Genomic DNA, 21,322 nt, shown 5'->3' on the forward strand with positions numbered 1-21,322 from the left:
ATCCCCCTGTTGTTTGCTTAGAGGACTATCTCAAGACCTTTAAGCTATGTATATGTGACATAGAGGTGCTGCGACAAAAAAACCGCTTCACAGGAAGCGGCTTTTCAAGAACTCAAAGAATTGGAAAACCCTTAGCCTTCAAAAACATTATAGAGCACAAAGAAGAGGCCAGCCGAGAGCATACCTGCCACTGGCACGGTAATTATCCATGCTGCTGCAATTGTCAGCATTTCACGGCGGCGCACAAGCTTGCGTTTTTCGCGCGCACGGCGTTCTTTCTTCGTTGGACGCCCTTTGGCATCGGAACCTTTATTAGTTAGATATTCGCGGAGGAAACCTACACCGAATACACCACCTACAGCGATGTGTGTAGATGATACCGGAAGCCCAAGCCAGCTTGCCGCAATCACAGTAATAGCGGCTGCCAGCGCTACACAGAAGGCGCGCATCTGGTTCAGTTTAGTGATTTTTTCACCAACCGTGCGGATCAACTTCGGACCAAAAAGCATCAGGCCAATAGAAATACCAATAGCACCGATAATCATCACCCACAGTGGAATAGAAACCTGATCCGTCCCTGAACTATCTGCTGCAACACTTACGATAGCTGCCAGCGGACCAACCGCGTTGGCCACATCATTCGCACCGTGTGCGAATGAAAGAAGCGCTGCAGAGAAAATAAGCGGAATTGTAAACAGGCTTGCTACTGATTTACGGCGATTTTCAAGCACCAAGGAACGGCGCGCAACCAGTGGTTTGGTTGCAAGCCATGTTGCAAAAGCCACAAGCGCTGTAATTGCCCACATGGACACAACATCAGGTTTCCAGACCTTAGCCAAACCTTTTGTAGCAAGATAAAGAGTGAAAGCTGCTGACATGATAGCAACAAGTACGGGCACCCACCGCCGAGAAGCCGCGAGCATATCATCCTGCCAAAGGATATTCCGCTTAATAAAATAGAGGAACCCAGCAGCGATAACACCGCCCAAGAGAGGTGAAATAACCCAGCTGGCTGCAATGGCTGCCAGCTTACCCCATGCCACGCTTGAAGCACCAGCAGCTGCAATACCAGCCCCTACTACACCGCCTACAATTGAATGAGTGGTAGATACAGGCGCGCCAACATATGTCGCGAGATTAAGCCACAATGCAGCCGCCAACAGTGCTGACATCATAGCCCAGATAAAAACCATCTGATCGCTGATACCTGAAGGATCAATGATACCTTTGCGGATTGTGGAAACCACATCACCACCCGCAAGAAGAGCACCAGAGGCTTCAAAAACAGCTGCAATGATAAGCGCACCCACCATTGTAAGCGCTTTGGAACCAACAGCCGGGCCAATATTATTGGCAACATCGTTAGCGCCGATATTCATCGCCATATAGCCGCCAATAACAGCAGCCACGATTACAAATACACTTGTGCCTTCAAGGCCATGTACTAAAGATGCATAGAGGAATACACCCAGCAAAAATAACATTGCAAAACCAAGGTTAGCGATTGGTCGCCCGTGTTCACTTACCCCAGTTTGGAAGCCCTGTACCTTTTTAAGGTCAGAATCAACCTTGTGATTATTCATCAATAAACCCTTAGATAAACCAAGCTTTGGTACTCAAAAACAAAACTGTAACAGGCTATAGCCCATGCTTTTCCCTATTGGGAATCTTTATTATGAAATTTTTATTACACAGAACTGATAGCTGATTTTACCCCAAGTGCAAGCGAATTTCGCATAAAAAAAAGGGCGACCAAACAGGCCGCCCTTCCGCAGATTTCTTAGAGTTTTTTAGAACTCGTAAGCCAGTGTTAGACCATAAGTTCTTGGTGCACTTGGATAACCATTGATCGTACCCGGCTGAATAACACCTGGGAACGCTGTGAAGAAATATTCATCATTGAATAGGTTACGACCCCAAATCTGAAGGCTTACACCATTTTCAAGAGTGATTCCCGCACTTGCATTGAAGGTATTAACTTCACGAGTGATTGTTGGGAAGCGATCACCAACAGGCTCATCACTTTCATAAAGCCAATCTGCACGTACATAACCGTACATTCCGTTATCGAATTCAAAGTTATATGTAGCAGATGTGCTTGCGCTGAATTCGTGAATACCTAGCGGACGTGTGCCTGATAGGTCTGTTGGACCATTCGGGCCAAGGCCACCTACGAAATCATCATATAGCGGATCTAGGTAAATACCTGAGAAACCAACAACAAAATCGTCTGTTAGGTAGTAAGAGAACTCAAGTTCAACACCTTTGGTAGACTGCTTACCAGCATTTACAAGGTTAAAGCCTGTACCAGTAAAGGCGTTCGACTGGAAACCTTTGATAGTCTGGTCGAAGAGCGCAAGGTTCAAGTGACCGCGCGCGAAACGTGCTTTCAGACCGAGTTCGTAAACCGTTGATTCCTCTGGGCCCGCAAAGCGTGTACCAAAGTTCTGGTTAACCTGAGTAAGACCAGCGGCTTCAAGTGCTGCCTGATCCCCAGGGAATGGACGACTATCACGTGACAAGTTCCAAGACGAAGCCTTAAAGCCTGTTGCAACACTTGCATACACATTCACAGCATCACTTACTTGATAAGCCACACGTGCTGTCCAGGTAAATTTATCATCGCTTGTTCTGCCGTCTTCCACAGAGTTCGGGAAGGCAACAAATTGCGGCTGGAATTGCAGCGCCTGTAGGCCTGTGATTGACTCGTTTACACCAGCCTGAATAGCTGCACTTGTGCCAGGAGCCGCAGCTTCAATAGCGGCAATATTCTCTGGTGTTGGTGCAAGGCCTGTCGCTCCCTGGAATGCCTGTCCGAAGAAGGCTTGAGGAATAAGACCATTGTTCACAGTGAACAGATCAATTGCAGAGAATGCATCCCCGTTCACAGTGCTACCCGTTACAGTCTTTTTATCTTTGGTGTAGTTCACACCACCTGTCAGAGTTACCCGGTCAGTAATATGATAATCAACTGTGGCAAAGATAGAGTATGCAGTGTTGTCCTGCGTGAAAGTTTCACGCGTTGTAGTATCTGCATTAAAGAACGAACCTGGCGTTGAACCGGAAAGTGCTTCCAGTGTTGCAAGCGTACCCGGCGCACCAGTTAGAAGGTCTACGTAGGCGCGTGTGTCTGTACCATACTCAAGCCCTTGAATCTGTGTGATATCTTCCTGGAAGAAGAAACCACCAACCATCCAGTCGAGTACATTATCACCTGTAGATGTCAGGCGAATTTCTTGAGTGAATGTATCGATATCAGCGTCATTGTTCGCGCTATCAATAATATTCGCACCCGTATAATCCGCCTCAGCATCGTTAAAGCTCTTGTTCGAGCGGTAAGCTGTGATGGATGTTAGAGTGAAGGTGTCAAAGTCAACATCACCCTGAAGGGAGATTCCGCCATCTTTCACTTCGTTAATAGAAGGCTGGTTGAACGGCGCTGTATATGAGAATGGATCTGTATCATCATTCAGAGCACCGCCAAGCGCTTGAACAGCTGCAGCTGTCGGGCCATTTTGAATAGTGGTAACTGTACAGCAGCTCTCGTCAATCTTGCTGTAATCAGCAATCAAACGGAAGCTTACATTTTCACTTGGCTCAAAGAGTACCTGGCCACGAATATTCCAACGATCACGGTCGTTTAGATCATCAATGCCGTCTACAAGGCTTTCTGTGTATCCATCGCGCTTGTTAATACCGCCTGACAGGCTAACAGCAACGGTATCAGACAACCCGCCCGTGATATAACCACGTGCAACAACCTGATCATAATTACCATACTGAAGCTCTACACGACCTTCTGTTTCGTATGATGGAGCCGCAGAAACTACGCTGATTACACCCGCAGAAGCGTTTTTACCAAAGAGTGTACTTTGCGGACCACTTAGTACCTCAACACGCTCAAGACGTGGAAGGTCACCAATTTGGGCCGCTGAACGAGAACGGTAAACACCGTCAATGAACACACCTACTGATGGTTCGATACCAGCGTTGTTCGCACCATTACCAAAACCACGAATTACGAAGTTTGTCGATGCTGAGTTTTGAAGCGTTGTAACACGCAATGAAGGTACAACGGTTTGTAGATCATTGATATCTAAAAGACGTGCTTTTTCAAAGGTTTCTGCTGTTGTTACAGAAACTGCAATCGGTGTTTCCTGTAGCGTTTGAGTACGCTTGGATGATGTTACAAGAATTTCTTCGAGCTCAAATTCGTCATCTTGTGCAACGACTGCTGTAGTGGTGGCCATACTCGCGCACAACGCGACAGATGCCAAAAGGCGGGAACGCGTCCCTTGCCCGCGTGATAGTTTCATGAAGTCCTCCCATATATATCCCTAGTCTCGAAAACCCGACATCCTCATATGCTCTGGCAACACGTATCAAGGTTCAAAACTTTCAAAGACCTAAGTAAAATGATCATATGGCAAATGGCTCAGGTCAAGGGGATTCTTTAGCCAAACTGCTGTTTTTTCAAAGAAAAATAGAAATTAGTGCTCAAAAAGACAAAGGGCGACCGAGGTCGCCCTTTTGATTCCGTAACGTAAAGTAGCAACATTAGAATGTTGTGCTAATTTTCGCATAAACCGAACGTTGACGTGGATCATGTGTACGGCTTTCGAAGCCACCATTTGTTGCCACGCGAGGTACATCTTTATCAAACACGTTCCGAGCACCAATCTGGAGCGATGTTCCATCAAGGTTTTCGAAAATACCGCCAAGGTTCAAGCTATATTGAACATCTACAGTTGTGTAGCTTGGGATATCACCATTCTCTACCCCACCAATAACCTGATCATCATCTAGACCAGAGATATGACGAACATAGAAACGCGCATCATGGGTATCGTTGGTAAACGCGATACCTGTGTTAAAGCGTGTTTTTGGTGTTGGGCTACCGAAGTTAGAGAAGTTCCGGTTACCTACGCCATCAATGTTACCAGCTTGTGGATCAGTGATATCATAGCTGAACAAGTATGTACCGTCGAAGAATGGCTGAATAACGCCGTCACCAACTTCTATATCATACTTTACAGATACATCGAGGCCATCTGTTTTAACGCTTGATGCATTCACATAATCTACAAATACCATCAGGATCGGACCGCCATCAAAGGCACGAACCACACGGTCACCTGTTGGATCAGCATTCACTACAGACTGGAAGTTTTCCTGAATGATCACATCAGAGAAATCGTAGTTGAAATAATCGATATCAACACTCAAACCATCAATTGGCTGCCAAGAAAGACCGAAGTTCCATGCCTTACTTTGCTCCGGATCAAGAGCACGACCACCTTGAGGATCTGTACCACGAACCGCCGCAAAGAATGTTCCACCGGTAAGTGGATCACTGATCTGGTTAAGGCTCGTAGCCTGGCCTTGAATCTGGAATTGGCTAGGCGCACGGAAACTTGTGGAATAACTACCACGAAGTGTCAGGCTATCTGTTGGACGTGCAAGTAAGGATACTTTTGGATCAAATGTTGATCCAATATTCCCACCATAATCCTCAAAACGAGCTGCAACAGATAGGTCAATCTTATCAGTGATTGGCGCTAAAGCCTCTGCAAAGAATGCATAAATGCTACGGCTGTCTTCAAAATCTGGTGCGCCGATAACAAACGCAAACGCATCAGCATTTGCAAGCGGATCTAGATCACGACCAAAAGTTTCATCACGGTACTGGAAACCAACCGCAAGGCCAATATCACCCGCAGGAAGCGAACCCACTGTACCTGAAAGAACAGCATCAATTGTCCATAGCTCTGAATTACTCTCAATAGTTTGAGTAGCAATCAGATGATCAAGCAGTGCTGGATCATTAGGCGATGTAGTAAATGATGTCGCAAACGGGTTAAAGTATTGACAGTTACCTTCACCAGGTGTGCCAGTTGCAGCATCACAGTTCGGGCCTCCAAGACCTTGCAGAGCAAGACGAACACGATCAGTTACAGTATCTTCTGTATTGTTCGTATGATCGTTCTTGGCATAGGTTGCTGCAAGGTTATAGCTCCAGTTATCATTAATTGGGCCATCAATTGCACCGCTCACACGGTATGTTTCAGATGTAAAGCTGCTTGGCGATACATCACCACCTACACCGCTCACACGTCCAAAGAATGTAACCTGTTCACCAAATACGTTGTTTGGGTGATCCGCAGGCACCTGAGCAGCACCTAACTGAAGGAATGGGAACGATGGTGAGTTACCGCGGCTTGCTTCATTGTCTGCATAAGCAACTTCAGCACGGAATGTATGCCCACCTTCAAATTCGTGTTTCACCACACCGTACAGTTGAATACGCTCTTCTTCAGGCACGAGCGTGAAGAAATCACCGAAATCAAAACGACATGTACCCGGCTGAAGACCATTAGGTAGAGTTGTAGCTGCCGCAGGAATACCACCTACTTCGCCACAACCTGTTGGGTCGATAATTGGTGCCCTAGCAAGAGCAGCCAACTGGGCAGCCAACGTTGCGTTGCCGGCAGCTGCAGCTGCAGCAGATTGCTGTGCCAGGCCGGCAGCAACAGACGGCACAAAGAACGAGCCCGGGTTACCCAGCGCTGAGCTATCATCCTCAGGGCGGCTCAGACGGCGCTCTGCAGTCGTTAGCTCTGTACGGTCAAGATAGCTAGCGGCAATCATGAAGTTCGTGTTACCTGAACTCCAACCAAATTTACCTTCAACCTGAAGATCGCTCTGACTTCCTTCACCTGTCAGTGTTGCACCGCGTGCACTTAGTGAAAGACCTTCAAAGTTATCATCCGTGATAAAGTTAACAACGCCAGCAACAGCATCTGTACCATAAATCGCAGCGGCACCGTCTTTCACGATCTCAATACGCTGCACAGCAATCTGCGGCACAAGTGAACTTGTATCCACAAATGTTACACCGTCATTCGTAAGCGCGCCTGTGTTAACCTGACGGCGACCATTCAAAAGAACAAGTGTAGACGCCACACCAAGACCGCGCAGGTTAAAGTTTGACGTACCCGTGGTGTTATTCTGCGTAAACGCATCTGGATTGTTCTGAGAACCAGCGTTGATTGTTAGCGTCTGAACAAGATCCGCTACTGTACTAGCGCCGATGTTATTCAAATTATCTGCGCCGATCACCGCGATTGGTGATGGGCTATTGAACTGTGATTTACCTTTTAAATAAGTACCGGTAACAACAACTTCTTCGATTTCATAGGACTCATCGTCTTGAGCCACTACTTGGCTAGTTGCAAGCATGCTCAGACAGCCTGCCGCCAAGGCGGTAGCATTCCTAAAGCGAGTAAGAAGCATATATCCCCTCCTGATTAGACTAATATTTATTATTCCTTCCCAACCATTAATGGTTAGTTCGATCGCCCCTTTGGTCAAGGGCTTGAACCACTATTTTTTGTAGTCAGGGCAGTTTGTTATTTGTTTGTAGCTGTATTTATTTACTTATTGGGCTCAATAAGAGCCTGTTTAAGATAGACCTTCACAACATCTTTCCCCACGCGGTAATCTGCATAAGGAGTTAAAGATCGCTGAACCAGATCAGGATCAATCGGACGATTGATATCAAATCGAACACGAGAAAGTTCTGATAAAACCAGATTAAAATCGGCACGAATCTGCGGCACACGCTGTTTCACATACTCAATTTTTGAAGCATCCTGCACTTCAAGAACAGCCTGCACAGTCACCTTACCGATAAGCCTACCTTTTTTCTGCATAGTGAAGGTAAAAGGCATGAGTTCAACCTTGTGCTTACCTTCTTCCGGCGCATCCTGCACAGTCAACGCAAAAAGAGCTGGCGAAAATTCCGCAGCCAGCAAAAGGATCATCACTATTGAAGCAAATCTCAACATAGGTTTCTTTCAAAATCATCTGTCAGATCAATAGCATGACCCAACTACAACCAAATAGGAAGTGATAAATTATCTTATTTTGCGACAACTGTTGCATTTAGAGACATAATTTTGATGCATTTTTCAACAAAATGATACAATTTTAATAATGTAGGCATCTCGATTTATCTAACTATTTGTTTTTAAACAATTTATTTAAAAACAAATTCTGGCACACCGCTTGAATATGTTTAGATACCTCTCGAGCAGGGGTGCGGGAATGGGTAATTTATTTACTCGACCCCCAATCGTGCACCTATTCCCGCGTACCCCGCTCAAGCAGAAAAAAGCCCGCTCAAAGAGCGGGCTTTTTCATTTATGAGGCCATCAACCTATTTAGCAATAAGTCGTGCCTCACCCAATTTGCACCTATTCAGACGCAAATTTTATAAGGCTGATTTCTTTACAAAGTGTTACTAAGCGAACAAACTTAGAGAAGATCCTGCAGGGGAACCTGCCTGCAAACGAGCAAGACCAGACTGTAAATTAGCCAGCTGATTCTGAGTTGCCTGGGATACCGTACCCCCGCTAGCACCAGGCCTATTCAACAAATCTCGGAACTGGTTGAATTCAAGGGACCGGAACGCGCGCTGGGTTGTGCCGATTGCACTATCAAGCAAATTCAAAACATAATTCGCTGTCGCTCTGTCTCGGATATGCAGCGCACCTTCAAGGCCCAAACCAAAAACACCACCCAGATCTGTCTCAGGATCAAACGGACGATCATCATCGTCATTCAGATCGAAAATTTCATCCCGCGGCAGCAAGCGTCCTGGTTCCAATCCTAAATGGCCAAGCAAGTCCTCACCTTCAGCGCCAGCGATCAAATCAACAGATACACCGTCACTCAACGCTTCAATCTGCAAGCGATCCCCTTCAAGGCTGGAGCTTACATTCACTTCAACCTGACCAAAACCAGCGATCCGAATTTTGCGGGCAATATCATCTAGTGTATCACCCTCATCCAAATCAATTTCCCGGCGCCGACCGCCATCAAAGGAAATAAAGAAGTGATCGCCTTCCGTGGCTGATGTCTGAGTTTCAATATCCAGAGTTTCATCGATACTGATGTCACCAACAGGCAAACCCAGCGTTTCAAGTACGCTATCGCCCTGTGCGGTAAATGCTAAGCCACCTACGTTAGTACGCGCCAAGCCCTCACCAAACTGTTCAATATCACTTACTGTTCCTGAAGCACCATCCAACCTTGCTACAAAAGCATCTGTTGCCCCACGGTCATCCTCACCCGCAAATTCTGCATTTGTAGAACCAGCTACATAAACATTACCATTATTTACCACCACATCGGCGATGGTATCTGTGCCTGTCGTTGAAAGGTAAGTAGTAAAGTTAGCAGATAAATTCGTACTACCACTTAGTGTAGCACCGCTTACAAAACCATCAAAACCGGTAGATTGCGCGCCATTGACCGTTGCGGCCCCAGATGCATTCAAACTACCACCATTTGTAGTGCCTGCCAGATAAACTTCACCGTTGGTATTATCGATCGTCAAGCTCTCGATAGAGCCGCCCAAACCAAGGTTACCAAAATTCACACTATCTGTTTGACTGGAAAGGTTGCTGCCATCAATCCGGTACACAACCGCGTTCGCGCCCTCTTCCACCGCCAGCACCACATTATCGTTTGCATCCACAGCGATGCCCTTCACAACATCGTTGCCTGATGTACCAAAAACATGGCTATCCTGAAGCGCGCCCGTGGTGCCGTTTAGTTTCAACACCAACGCATCTTCGCCACCTGCGAATGTTGATCCAACACCAATTGGCGACCGCGTAAATCCACCTACAAAAATATCGCCATTAGAATCAACAGCAACGGTTTGGCCACTTGTTTCAGCAAATGTATCAAGCTGATACCGGAAAACTTCATCACCATTTTCATTGAACTTGGCAACAAAGGCATCACCTTCTTCGCTATCAATTACATCGCCTTGCGCAAGTTCACCATTTGTCTGACCAGTGATAATGACATTATCATTGGCATCAACAGTAATATCAAAAACATCAGCGCTGTCTGCTGCACCAAGAAGGCGGGAGAATAGCTCGCTCCCTTCGCTATCAAAGCGGGTAAGATAAACATCCTGAGTGCCTGATGTATTAATCTGGTGTCCAAACGACCCTTGAGTTGTGCCTACAACAAAAATACCGCCATCGCTTGTTGTTGCAACTCGATTACCAAACGTGTTGGCATTTTCAACAAACTCGCTGTCTACATTCGTGATAGACGCAGAGTTATCTGAAGTGTTGTCATCATCATTTGACGTACTATTAGTGGTAACATCAGCAAGCGCATCAGCCCTGAATTGATCACGCAGTGCGGCGATATCTTCATCCACATCATCCTCTTCTGCATCAGCTGTAAGCTCGTTAAGCTCAGTTGCAGCTAAGTCAATACCAGCAAATGTGAAAGAATCATCTCTAACAAGAGTGCCCGACAAACCATTCACTTGGGTGACCCGGGCAGTTGTCGCAAAGCTGTCATCAATTTGAGAAACTGAGGATGCAACATACAATGTAGGCTCTGCACTGGCAGCTGACAGAGTTACCGCTTCCGTAATCGTACCATCTACCTGAAGCCCGAAGCGACCATTTGAATCTTCACTTACACTAAAGCGGGTTTGGTGCTTGATAAACTCTTCGCCCTCATCGTTCGTATCTGTAAGTGCTTCAATTTGCGTATTGATATGAGCCGCGATATTCTCAAGTGTCAGATCACCAGAGATGCCAGACAAATCAACAGTGATATTATCCGTTTCACCAGCTTTACTGATAGTAACTGTAAAGACCTCGGTACCAGTTAGCCCGGATACAACGTCCGTACGGTTTCCAACAACACCAGAACCCTCGGTTACAGTACCATTCCTACCTGTACGGATTGCCGTTTCCACATCATCGGTTTTTTCACCAAGGAATAAATCCAACCTATCAGTCTGTGTCTCCAGAAGATAATTCTGAACTTCAGCAAACCCTTGCTGGAACTGCTCATCAATACGTTCCAGAGATGCTTCACTTGTACGGTCATCCGCCGCAAATTCAGCAAGCGTTCTAAGATCTGTAAGCGCCTGGAACAAAACAAACGTTGCCTGTCGATCGATATCATTCTCTACTGATTCGATAAACCTAGAATCTGTATCAATAAATGTTGTCTTCGCCCGTACCTCGCGCACCCTTTCATTCAAGGTGGTGTCTTCAGTTTCTTCTGCACCACCGAAGCCAGGCGGCAGGATAAAGGCGTCCTCTGATGTGCCGCGATTAAAAGCCGCACGATCAGCTGGAGATAAGTTTTGAAGACCAAGACGAGTAAGGTCAGCGTTGAAGGATGCCTGAAGAAGAGACTCACTAACACCAATTACAGGCGTAGAAAATGTGCTCTGTGCGCCACCAGCGCCGAACAATGAGCCAAAACTCGCATTTCCAAACAGTGCCATCTATCAGCTTCTCTCAGTCAACATATCCACTCAAAACCCGGAAATAAATTCCTAGTCGGCAAACTTTACCGCCCTTCATTCGCAAACCATCGAAAACGACTCGCTTTTAAAGGCAAAAATTGCCGCTCAATTGCATTCGAGCATTAAATTCACTACATCAGTTGCAAGGTCCGTGCTAATTAAGGCCAATTGACAGTAAAGGATAAAAAATCATGACAGCAATCTTCTGGCTGATTAACACAGTGCTTGATCTATATGCATTATGCTTGCTGGTCTATGTGATCATAAGCTGGCTCGTAGCCTTCAACATTATTAACAGCTACCAACCTCTGGTACAGACCATTAATGGCTTCTTGGGCCGACTAATTGAGCCTGCTGTTCGACATATTCGAAGATACGTTCCGCCATTCAACGGGTTGGACCTATCAGTTATTATACTGTTTTTAGGTATCCGTTTCGTTCAGATTTTGATCAACACCTCAATCGCACCAATGTTCTATTAACCTGTGCCGTTACAGCTCAAAGCTGAAGGCGTTGTTCTTCATATCAAACTTACACCTAAGGCATCAAAAGATGCCTTAATCCGTCTTGAAAATGATGCAGACGGCAAGCGCTACATCAAAGCATCTGTCACCGCTGTCCCTGAAAAAGGGAAAGCCAATGCGTCACTCGTAAGGCTGCTATCGAAAAAACTCGGGTTGCCCAAAACCTCTATAAGCCTTATAGCGGGGGACCAAGCCCGGCAAAAGACGGTTTTGATTACAGGCGACGGTGACGCCCTTAAAAATATAATCACCGAAAAACTTATGGTGCTGGGCCTGAAAATTTAAACACCACTACTCTTATGCCCGGAGCTGAACGCCCATGACCGCCCACCTGATAGACGGAAAAGCCTTTTCCGCAAAAGTGCGATCAAATGTTGCTGAAGATGTCAGCAAACTCAAAGATAATCATAACATTAAACCTGGCCTTGCCGTTGTTATTGTTGGGAATGACCCTGCAAGCGAGATTTATGTAAAAAACAAAGTGAAACAAACAGCTGAAGTTGGGATGAACAGCTTTCACTTTGAAATGCCAGAAGAAACCAGTCAGGAAGAACTGGTGGCAAAAGTAAAAGAACTAAACGCCGATCCTGCTGTAAACGGTATTCTTGTGCAGCTGCCCCTTCCAAAGCACATGGATGAAGCTGCCATCATTGAAACCATCGCACCTGAAAAAGATGTGGATGGTTTCCATGTTGTAAACTCAGGCCTTCTGGCAACTGGCGGCAAAGGCATGGTGCCTTGCACACCACTTGGCTGCATTTTGATGCTGAAAGATACACTTGGTGATCTTTCCGGCAAAAAGGCTATTGTTGTTGGCCGCTCAAACATCGTTGGAAAGCCAATGGCCCAGCTCCTTCTCAATGAAAGCTGCACTGTTACCATTGCACACAGCCGCACAAAAAACCTCGAAGATGAAGTTCGAGCTGCGGATATTGTGGTAGCTGCAGTTGGTAGAGCGGAAATGGTAAAAGGCAACTGGATCAAAGAAGGCGCCACAGTCATTGACGTAGGTATCAACCGTATCCCTGCACCAGAGCGCGGCGAAGGCAAAACCCGTGTTGTAGGAGATGTTGAGTTCGCATCCGCCGCTGAACGAGCGCATGCTATCACCCCTGTACCGGGTGGTGTTGGCCCAATGACAATCGCCTGCCTTCTTAAGAATACGGTAACTGCTACTTGCTATCAAAACGGGATTGAAATTTAGCCAGCCGTAACGGTATGGTGCCAAACGAAAGTTAACCCTAAAGGAAACATGATATGTATGAAGCGTTTATAGCAGCCTTCATCGCCCTGTTTGTGATTATTGATCCTATCGGTATTGCCCCGGTTTTTGCGGGGCTTACCCAAGGTACGCCTAAATCACATAAACGTAGCATGGCCATTAAGGGCTCAATCGTTGGCACCTTGATTCTGGTTTTCTTTGCCCTTGTTGGTGAAGCTTTTCTTGGCGCGCTAGGCATTTCAATGGATGCACTCCGTGTTGCGGGTGGTGTGATGCTCTTTATCATCGCGATTGAGATGGTTTTTGAAAAACGTACCGAACGTAAACAGGATGCCGCTGAACGGATTGATGAGCACTTTGAAGATATTTCCGTATTCCCTATCGGCCTACCACTTCTAGCTGGTCCGGGCTCTATCGCTACCATTATGCTTCTTATTGCCAATCATAATGGTGATTACGTGGGGCAAGCAGGTGTTCTCGCAGCTCTTGGTCTTGTGATGCTGATTACGCTTTTGACCTTCCTTGTGGCAGGCAAGGTTATGGATTTCCTTGGCCCAACCGTGAATGCCGTTCTTACCCGTCTATTAGGTGTTATTCTGGCGGCACTAGCATTCCAGTATATTCTGGATGGGCTTAAAGCCACCTTCCTGGGTGGTTAAGGTTAAGTAACAATCATGGTAGCGGCGTTGACACAAGCGCCGCTATCAACCACCCTGCTCCAAATCCTTTCAGGGAGGAACAGGGATGAAAAAATTATTTGTATCAGCTGCAGCCTTTGCTGTACTCGCAGCTTGCAGCGACACCGCCGAAACCCCAACACCATATGAAATCAATGAAGCTGAGCTAGCGAGCCACATCAAGACGCTGGCATCCGATGAATTCGGCGGCCGTGCTCCAGCAACCAAGGGCGAAGAGCTAACGGTTGCTTACCTTACTAAAGAATTCAAAGAAGCGGGCCTTTCGCCTGCGAACGGCGGCAAATACACACAAGATGTACCCCTTATTTCCGTTGAAACGTTAGGTGCACCAAGCTTCACCATCAGCGGTGAAAACGGCACAGAAACATTCGCCTACCGGGATGATATGGTTGTATGGACCCGCCGTGCACAAACGGAAACCTCACTTGCCGACAGTGAATTGGTATTTGTAGGCTACGGCATCAATGCACCTGAACGTGGCTGGAATGATTATGAAGGCATTGATGTAACGGGCAAAACCGTTGTGATGATGATCAACGACCCAGGCTTTGCCACTCAGAATGATGCGCTCTTTAATGGTAATGCCATGACCTATTATGGTCGCTGGGACTATAAGTTTGATGAAGCTGCCCGCCAAGGCGCTGCTGGCGCCATTATGATCCACGAAACCAAGCCTGCGGCTTACCCGTGGAACACAGTTGATGCCAGCTGGACAGGCCCTCAGTTTGATACCATCCGCCCTGATGGCGGCGCGAGCCTTAGCCAGGCAGAAAGCTGGATTACAACTGATGCTGCTGACCGCCTGTTCAAGCTTGCAGAGCTCGATCGTGCTGCCCTTCAAAAAGCTGCTGAAACACCAGGCTTCAAAGCTGTGCCAATGAATTTGAAAGCCGCTACAAGCTTCGAAAGCAAGGTAGGGAATGTAAATTCCCAGAACGTCGCCGGTGTTGTTAAAGGCTCCAAATATCCAGATGAATATTTCATCTATATGGCTCACTGGGATCATATTGGTACTGATCCATCCATCGAAGGCGACGGCATTTATAATGGTGCACTTGATAACGCCACTGGCACTGGTGGCCTTATTGAACTCGCGCGCGCTTTCGCGAGCGGCGAACAGCCTGAGCGCTCGGTAATGTTCATTGCTGTAACCGCAGAGGAACAAGGCCTTCTCGGTTCCGCTTACTATGCTGCCAATCCGCTCGTGCCGCTCGCAGATACCGTTGGTGGTATCAATATGGATGGCCTTAATAATTTTGGACCAACCAATGACGTAACAGTAACGGGGTACGGTAATAGTGAGCTTGATAACTATCTGCGCCAAATTGCAGAAACACAGGGTCGCGTTTTAGCGCCTGATGCTTACCCTGAAAAAGGTGGCTTCTACCGCTCTGATCATTTTGAGCTTTCTAAAGAAGGCGTGCCGATGCTCTACCCGAACTCGGGCAATGACCATAAAGAAAAAGGCAAAAAATATGTGGCCGAAATCCGCAAGGAGTATCTCCGTGTTGGCTACCATAAACCGGGCGATGAATATAGCGATGACTGGGACCTGTCTGGCGCCGTGGAAGACCTAAAGCTTTATGAGCTAACTGGCCGATTGATCCTGAATTCACGTGATTGGCCGAAATGGTCTGAAGGCAGCGAGTTCAAAGCCAAGCGAGACGCTCAGCGTAAAGGCAAATAAAGAATCTCAAGGCGGGAGTTCAGGCTCTCGCCTTTTTTCCTACTTTGTGGTTGAAGATCAAACCACACTTCCCAAATAAATGCTGTCGGCGTGTTAATCATACGAGTGGTAGAGACTTATGATGAAACACACCTTTTTGCGTTTATACCTATTTATCCCCTTGGTAATTTTACCCTATTCAACACCTGCCTTTTCGTCAGATACAGGAATTTGCATGATGCCATCCCCAAAAGAAATTGTTCGGGATTTTGTTCTCAATATCAGGTCAGGCAAGAAACTGGAAACTGTCCATCACTATATGGCCCCGAAGGTACTCGCCCATCAGATTTGGGCAGAAGGCGGTGCAACAGTGGAACGCACTCCAGCACAGTACCGGGAACATATTGAAGAATTCCAGCAGGCGTTTGGAGACTTCACCGTCACTATCGAAGATATTATTGCAGATGAAGACCGGGTTTATGTTCGCTGGCGCCAGGATGGCTTCCACAAAGAAGCCCATTCAGGTGAAGCCGTGACTGGCAAGCCTCTTACCGAAGTAACAAGCACCGTATACAGAATTGAAGGCGGGAAAATTGTGGAATACTGGCTACAGACAGACCGTAAAGGCATGGAAGTTCAGGTAACCGCTACTGCTGAATAACAACTTCAGTCATTCTTGATAACAACATCTATATCAAAGCTGCTGCTATATTCTGCTTGGTAGCGCAGGAAAGCTGGCAGCCAGATATCATCAAACACTTCCACAGGACGCGGATCACCTACTTCCTCTTTGCGCTTTACAAAACGCGCTCGGGCGGTGGTGGGGGAAGTATCAATTTCAAACCGCAGATCAAACAAATGGTTTAGCTGCGGTTTGAAGAGGAAAACACCTTCTACGATTACGAGCCCATTGCTTTTCGCTTCTGCTATCACTGCAGCAACTGCCTCATACTCTATGCTTTCTCGGTAGTAAGTTTCGAAGTGCTTTTCTGTAAAAACGCCTCGCATGTAAGTATCATAAATTCGTTTCTGAACTACGCGATTGTTGAAGTCATCGATATGAAGAAGTAAGGGATCAAGCCCTTCTGCTTTAAGGCTTTCAAGCAGCTCTTTCGCAAAAGTAGTTTTTCCTGCACCATCTAACCCACTAATGCCCACAGCGGTATGCTTGCCCAGTGATTTAATCAGCTTATTGTACCGGTCGATTTTCATCAAACTGGCACCATTCCCTGCTCTCTCAAGAAAGCAAGGATAAGGAAAATGGTAAGGAAAGAACAAGCGGTAGAAATCAAAACAGCGGTCGCCGCACGACGGGCTCCCACCTGCTGCTGCGCACCAAAACTATAGACAATCATCCCTGTAGGCATAGCGGCCATAATAGTCGCCACCGCCACCATGATATCAGGCATCTCCAGCACAAAATTGGTGATAGAGAACACCGCAAGCGGTAGCATAACCAGTTTGAACACCACAGCCGCGACCGAGTGGAGCATGTCCCCCGCAATCTTCACACGGGAAAGCGCAAGCCCACCTGCAAACAACCCAACAGGCGCTGCGGACTGGGCAGGAAGCTCAAACAAACGCTCAAGCCAATAAGGAAACGGCAACCCAAGAGCTGACCACAGAAGGCTGAAAAAGAGCGAAAGAATAATAGGGTTTTGCCTAATGCTTGCAAACGTACGCTGCATCATACCAGCGCCCCCGGCCATATTCTTTGCACGTTCCACAAGGATAGTTGTCACTGGAATAAGAGTGAAGCTGTGAAAGCTCATCAGCATCAGGAGAAAGCGCAAGCCTTCTTCACCGTAGGCACCTTCCACAATGGGAATACCAATAAAGCCCACATTCCCGAACACCGTTGCAAAAGCAAAAACACCCTGTTCAGCGAGTGTTAGTTTAAACATCCAGCGCGAGAGATATACCGCAGCTATATAGATGGCATAAACGGAAAGATAATAGCTACCGATATAGGTAATTTGCTCAAGCCCCGGCAACTCGCGTGGTGCAATAGCGCTGAACAGAAGCGCCGGAATCGCAATGTTCCACACGTAAGCGATTAATACTGTGGAAGATCCTTCAGGGAAAAGCTTGGTGCGCCCAAAACCATAGCCAAGCACCATAAGTAAAAATACTGGTGCGACAATGGTGATGATTTCAAGCACGTGCGCTTTCCCCTTTCGACTTGTTAGCTAGTCCTAACGCTGAGACTTTCAATCGTAACTTGGTGGTTCCTGAATGTTACCACGCTGCTTGAGAAGCTGTAGACGAAGAGCGTTCAGCTTGATAAAGCCTTCCGCATCGCGCTGGTCATACACACTGTCTTCCTCAAAGGTTACATGCTCCATAGAATAGAGGCTGTATGGGCTCTTACGGCCAACTACATGCACACCACCCTTGAAGAGCATAAGACGCACAGTACCCGCGACAAATTCCTGAGATTTATCAATAAGCGCCTGCATCATCTCCCGCTCTGGTGAGAACCAGAAGCCGTTATAGAGAAGCTTTGCATACTTCGGCATGATTTCATCCTTCAGATGCATCGCGCCGCTATCAAGCGTGATTTGCTCGATACCCCGGTGTGCGGCAAGCAGAATTGTACCACCCGGTGTTTCGTAGATACCGCGAGATTTCATACCCACAAAACGGTTCTCAAGAAGATCAAGACGACCAATACCGTGCTTTTTACCAAGCTCATTCAGCTTGGTTAGAAGTTCAGCTGGTGAAAGCGCCACACCATTAATGGCAACTGGATCACCTTTTTCAAACTCCACTTCGATATACTCTGGCTCATCCGGCGCTGTTACCGGATTATCTGTACGGACGTAGACATACTCTTCCGCAGCCGTCCATGGGTCTTCAAGCGCCTTTCCTTCTGATGATGTGTGCAGAAGGTTCGCGTCCACACTGAATGGACTTTCACCACGCTTATCTTTTGGCACTGGGATTTGGTGCTTTTCAGCAAAATCAATAAGCGCAGTACGGCTGTTCAGCTCCCACTCACGCCAAGGTGCAATCACCTTGATGTTTGGGTTAAGTGCATAATAGCCAAGCTCAAACCGAACCTGATCGTTTCCTTTGCCTGTTGCGCCGTGGCAAACTGCATCCGCACCTACTTCTTTGGCAATTTCAATCTGCCGTTTGGAAATAAGCGGGCGAGCAATTGATGTACCGAGAAGATACTGGCCTTCATAAACCGTGTTTGCACGGAACATCGGGAATACATAATCACGCACAAATTCTTCGCGCAGGTCTTCAATGAAGATATCTTTGATGCCGAGCATTTCCGCTTTTCGTCGTGCGGGCTCAAGCTCTTCACCCTGGCCTAAATCAGCGGTAAACGTAACAACTTCACAGCCGTATGTTACCTGTAGCCATTTAAGGATGATGCTTGTGTCCAAACCGCCTGAGTAGGCGAGCACAACTTTTTTAATTTGCTCCGACATTTAATTAACTCCAAGAAATGATGACATAATGTCAATGAATGCGCGGAGTATAGGCACAGGATCGCTCGCGTCAAACAAGAGCTTTTATAAAGTTTCAATTAGCTTTAGTTTTCTAAAACAATATTTGCTCAAAAAACCTCTTGCCCCTCACGCAGCGTCAGCAATTAACCACACCAATAGTGGAAAGAAAGGATAATTGATGGTTTCCATTGGAGATGTGGCTAAACAATCTGGCGTAACAGTCAGAGCACTCAGACATTATGAAGATAAAGGGCTTTTAGCGCCTCAGAGATCCGAGTCTGGACAGCGAGTGTACCGTTACAGAGATATTTTGAGACTGCAACAAATCCAGCTGTTAAAGCGAACTGGTTTTTCGCTTGAACAAATCGCTGGTCTACTGCGGTCACAAGAAATCCCTGCCACTGACCTGCTCCGTATGCAGAAAACTGTTCTGGAAGAAAAACAAAAAGAAATAACCATTTCGCTTCAGGCTGTTGAAGATACGCTTACGCAACTTGAAGCCAGAGAAACATCCGACCTTTCCACGCTTTGTAATATGATCAAACTTGGAGAGAACGCCATGAGCGAAGAGAAATGGCAAAAAGTGTGGGATAAATTCTATTCCCCGGAGGACAATGTAAAATGGGCAAAGGCAAAAGCCGCTATCCCTGATGATGTCATAACGGCTAACGAACGGGCTTGGCCGGACCTTTTGGCCCGTACTGAAAAACTTGTAGGCACCGACCCTGCAAGCCCAGAAGCACAAGCCATTGTCAAAGAATGGAATGCCATGACACAGGCGATTTATGACGTAGACCCAAGCCTGATGGGAAAAGCAGCCCAAATGTATGACAATATGGACGATTGGCCCAAGGATGGTCCTGAAAAACCATTTTCAAACGAGGTATGGGCATTTGTAAAAGCTGCTGAAAAAGCCGCTCAATCCTGAGTAGCCGATTTCAGTTTCTGCCCATGATCTACTGTGAGTGGACTGAGGTAATGCTTACCAGTAAGGCCTCTCTTCCGCATCGCAATACCTGTAAGACACTCTCGCAGAATGCGGTCAGAGTTTTGCGCGGTGGTATAGCCCGGATCTGCAACTGGGTTTACCTCTACAAGCTCGAACCCAACAACCTGTTTTTCAGCGCATAACCTACGAACAATCGGAAAAGCTTCCCGGGTGGTAAGGCCGCCCGGTTCTGGCGTACCAGTACCCGGCATATAGGCTGGATCAAGAACATCTACATCAAAGGAAATAAATATGTACTCGGGACCTTCAAGCGCTTCTTCAAGCACTCTATCCATCACGGCTTTCCAGCCTTTTTCTTCCACTTCTGCCATGGTGTGATACCGAAGGCCGTGTTCACGCATCCATTCAAACCCTTCTTTGCCGGGCCAATAACCACGCAAACCCACCTGAATGAAATTTTCACCAGGTACAATTTCTTCACTGAACAGACGGTGTACCGGTTGGCCGTGGCTAAGAAGGTGTGAACCTGTTGGCTGAGCATCAAAGTGCGCATCAAAATGCACCACACCTACTTTACCAGCACCGTATACATCCACCACACCAGCTACATCTGGGTACATTAAAGAATGGTCGCCACCTACGATGATTGGAATTGTGCCAGCGGCCGCCACCTCCCGCACCATTTCGCGAATATGGCCAACGCTGCGTTCTGTGCTCAAACCATCAACGGCAATATCGCCGTAATCTACAACAGTAAGTTCGTTAAAAGGAGAAACCATCGTGTGCATATGCTCGGGCACATCCGGGCCATTACCCTTGTAAATAGCGCCAGTTCGCACGGCCCTTGGGCCATACGCAGCGCCCCTGATACCAGATCCCATATCAAGCGGAGCCCCCATAATAGCGACCTCCACATCACCTGCCACCAAATCCTGCGGTGTGATAGCAACCGGCAGGTTAAAGAAAGTTGGAATACCTGATTTAGGACCGGAGTACATATAGCGGCTGAGATCAATTGGCCCGGGCTCTCGGGCTCCTCTTAACGCCGCAGGTTTGCGTACTTTCCAGCTGTTGAAACCACTATATGTTGGATCAAGCGGTACTGTCGCACTATCTGTTTCAGGATTAAATTTCGAAAGTTCATGCACTTTTACCATCGCAGCTACATAAGCCGCGATAGCTTCCGCATCCTTCTTTTCAAGACGGGTAAAAAGGATATCGTGCCGGCCCGCAAACCCAAGTGCTTTAGTGCTGCGGAGAAATTCTACATGTTCTACAGGCAAATGCGCGACCTTGGCAGCCAAACTTTCGGGCAAATCCACAAGTTCTTTTTCTTTGTCCTCAGCAAGCACCGCAGTACTTGCAAGCAACAAGGCAGCAACAGATACATGTCTCAATAGAGCAGAAAACACAAACACCTCCCCATAGGTGCGGACGGCATGG

The 21,322-nt window shown here is 47.0% G+C and carries 16 protein-coding genes; 7 read left to right on the top strand and 9 right to left on the bottom strand.

The genetic code is table 11. The features are described from left to right. Positions 1–131: 131 nt before the first annotated feature. The 5 genes from MF542_RS10880 to MF542_RS10900 all read right to left on the bottom strand — a co-directional run bounded on the left by MF542_RS10880 (position 132) and on the right by MF542_RS10900 (position 11,335). The gene (locus tag MF542_RS10880) at positions 132–1,583 is read right to left on the bottom strand and encodes an inorganic phosphate transporter (protein WP_247019127.1); all 1,452 of its coding nucleotides are present in this window, start codon (positions 1,581–1,583) and stop codon (positions 132–134) included. A 207-nt stretch (positions 1,584–1,790) separates the two neighbouring features. After that, positions 1,791–4,316 carry a TonB-dependent receptor gene (locus tag MF542_RS10885; RefSeq protein ID WP_247019129.1) on the bottom strand — a complete coding sequence of 842 codons (2,526 nt, stop codon included), beginning with the start codon at positions 4,314–4,316 and terminating at the stop codon, positions 1,791–1,793. A gap of 241 nt (positions 4,317–4,557) precedes the next feature. Further along, positions 4,558–7,293, bottom strand: coding sequence for a TonB-dependent receptor domain-containing protein (locus MF542_RS10890; protein WP_247019133.1), 2,736 nt, complete (start codon positions 7,291–7,293; stop codon positions 4,558–4,560). Between the two features lie 140 nt (positions 7,294–7,433). Continuing rightward, positions 7,434–7,847, bottom strand: a complete 414-nt coding sequence (locus MF542_RS10895) for a hypothetical protein (RefSeq protein ID WP_247019134.1) — start codon at positions 7,845–7,847, stop codon at positions 7,434–7,436. 455 nt (positions 7,848–8,302) lie between these two features. Further along, positions 8,303–11,335, bottom strand: coding sequence for a beta strand repeat-containing protein (locus MF542_RS10900; protein WP_247019137.1), 3,033 nt, complete (start codon positions 11,333–11,335; stop codon positions 8,303–8,305). 212 nt (positions 11,336–11,547) lie between these two features. Between MF542_RS10900 and MF542_RS10905 the strand changes: the two genes are divergently transcribed. The 6 genes from MF542_RS10905 (at position 11,548) to MF542_RS10930 (ending at position 16,127) form a co-directional block, all read left to right on the top strand. Continuing rightward, positions 11,548–11,838 (top strand): YggT family protein, encoded by a 291-nt coding sequence (locus MF542_RS10905; RefSeq protein ID WP_247019138.1) that lies wholly within the window; start codon positions 11,548–11,550, stop codon positions 11,836–11,838. Between the two features lie 3 nt (positions 11,839–11,841). Continuing rightward, a complete protein-coding gene (locus MF542_RS10910; RefSeq protein WP_247019140.1) occupies positions 11,842–12,165 on the top strand; it encodes an ACR/YggU family protein in 324 nt (107 codons plus the stop codon). Between the two features lie 34 nt (positions 12,166–12,199). After that, complete coding sequence (folD, locus tag MF542_RS10915) at positions 12,200–13,084, top strand: bifunctional methylenetetrahydrofolate dehydrogenase/methenyltetrahydrofolate cyclohydrolase FolD (RefSeq protein WP_247019142.1); 885 nt, start codon at positions 12,200–12,202, stop codon at positions 13,082–13,084. A gap of 53 nt (positions 13,085–13,137) precedes the next feature. Continuing rightward, positions 13,138–13,761: a MarC family protein gene (locus tag MF542_RS10920; protein ID WP_247019144.1), complete on the top strand. Its 624-nt coding sequence runs from the start codon at positions 13,138–13,140 to the stop codon at positions 13,759–13,761. Between the two features lie 85 nt (positions 13,762–13,846). Further along, positions 13,847–15,487, top strand: coding sequence for a M28 family metallopeptidase (locus MF542_RS10925; protein ID WP_247019146.1), 1,641 nt, complete (start codon positions 13,847–13,849; stop codon positions 15,485–15,487). A gap of 214 nt (positions 15,488–15,701) precedes the next feature. Further along, a complete protein-coding gene (locus MF542_RS10930) occupies positions 15,702–16,127 on the top strand; it encodes an ester cyclase (RefSeq protein WP_247019148.1) in 426 nt (141 codons plus the stop codon). A 5-nt stretch (positions 16,128–16,132) separates the two neighbouring features. Here the strand turns inward: MF542_RS10930 and MF542_RS10935 are convergent, their stop codons facing one another. From MF542_RS10935 to MF542_RS10945, 3 genes are read right to left on the bottom strand one after another with little or no spacing between them, the layout of a single operon-like run. After that, positions 16,133–16,678, bottom strand: a complete 546-nt coding sequence (locus tag MF542_RS10935; RefSeq protein ID WP_247019150.1) for a nucleoside/nucleotide kinase family protein — start codon at positions 16,676–16,678, stop codon at positions 16,133–16,135. Further along, positions 16,678–17,628 (bottom strand): AEC family transporter, encoded by a 951-nt coding sequence (locus MF542_RS17810; protein WP_247019152.1) that lies wholly within the window; start codon positions 17,626–17,628, stop codon positions 16,678–16,680. The genes MF542_RS10935 and MF542_RS17810 overlap by 1 nt, the downstream gene beginning before the upstream one ends. Positions 17,629–17,676: 48 nt before the next feature. Next, entirely contained in the window at positions 17,677–18,909 is a 1,233-nt protein-coding gene (locus MF542_RS10945; protein ID WP_247019158.1) for an argininosuccinate synthase, read from the bottom strand. Between the two features lie 199 nt (positions 18,910–19,108). Between MF542_RS10945 and MF542_RS10950 the strand changes: the two genes are divergently transcribed. Then, the gene (locus tag MF542_RS10950) at positions 19,109–19,858 is read left to right on the top strand and encodes a MerR family transcriptional regulator (protein ID WP_247019160.1); all 750 of its coding nucleotides are present in this window, start codon (positions 19,109–19,111) and stop codon (positions 19,856–19,858) included. Here MF542_RS10950 and MF542_RS17815 read toward each other — a convergent pair. After that, positions 19,849–21,291: an agmatinase family protein gene (locus MF542_RS17815; protein ID WP_247019162.1), complete on the bottom strand. Its 1,443-nt coding sequence runs from the start codon at positions 21,289–21,291 to the stop codon at positions 19,849–19,851. The genes MF542_RS10950 and MF542_RS17815 overlap by 10 nt on opposite strands. Positions 21,292–21,322 lie beyond the last annotated feature (31 nt).

The sequence above is a fragment of the Kordiimonas laminariae genome (assembly GCF_023008165.1).
GTDB lineage: Bacteria > Pseudomonadota > Alphaproteobacteria > Sphingomonadales > Kordiimonadaceae > Kordiimonas > Kordiimonas laminariae.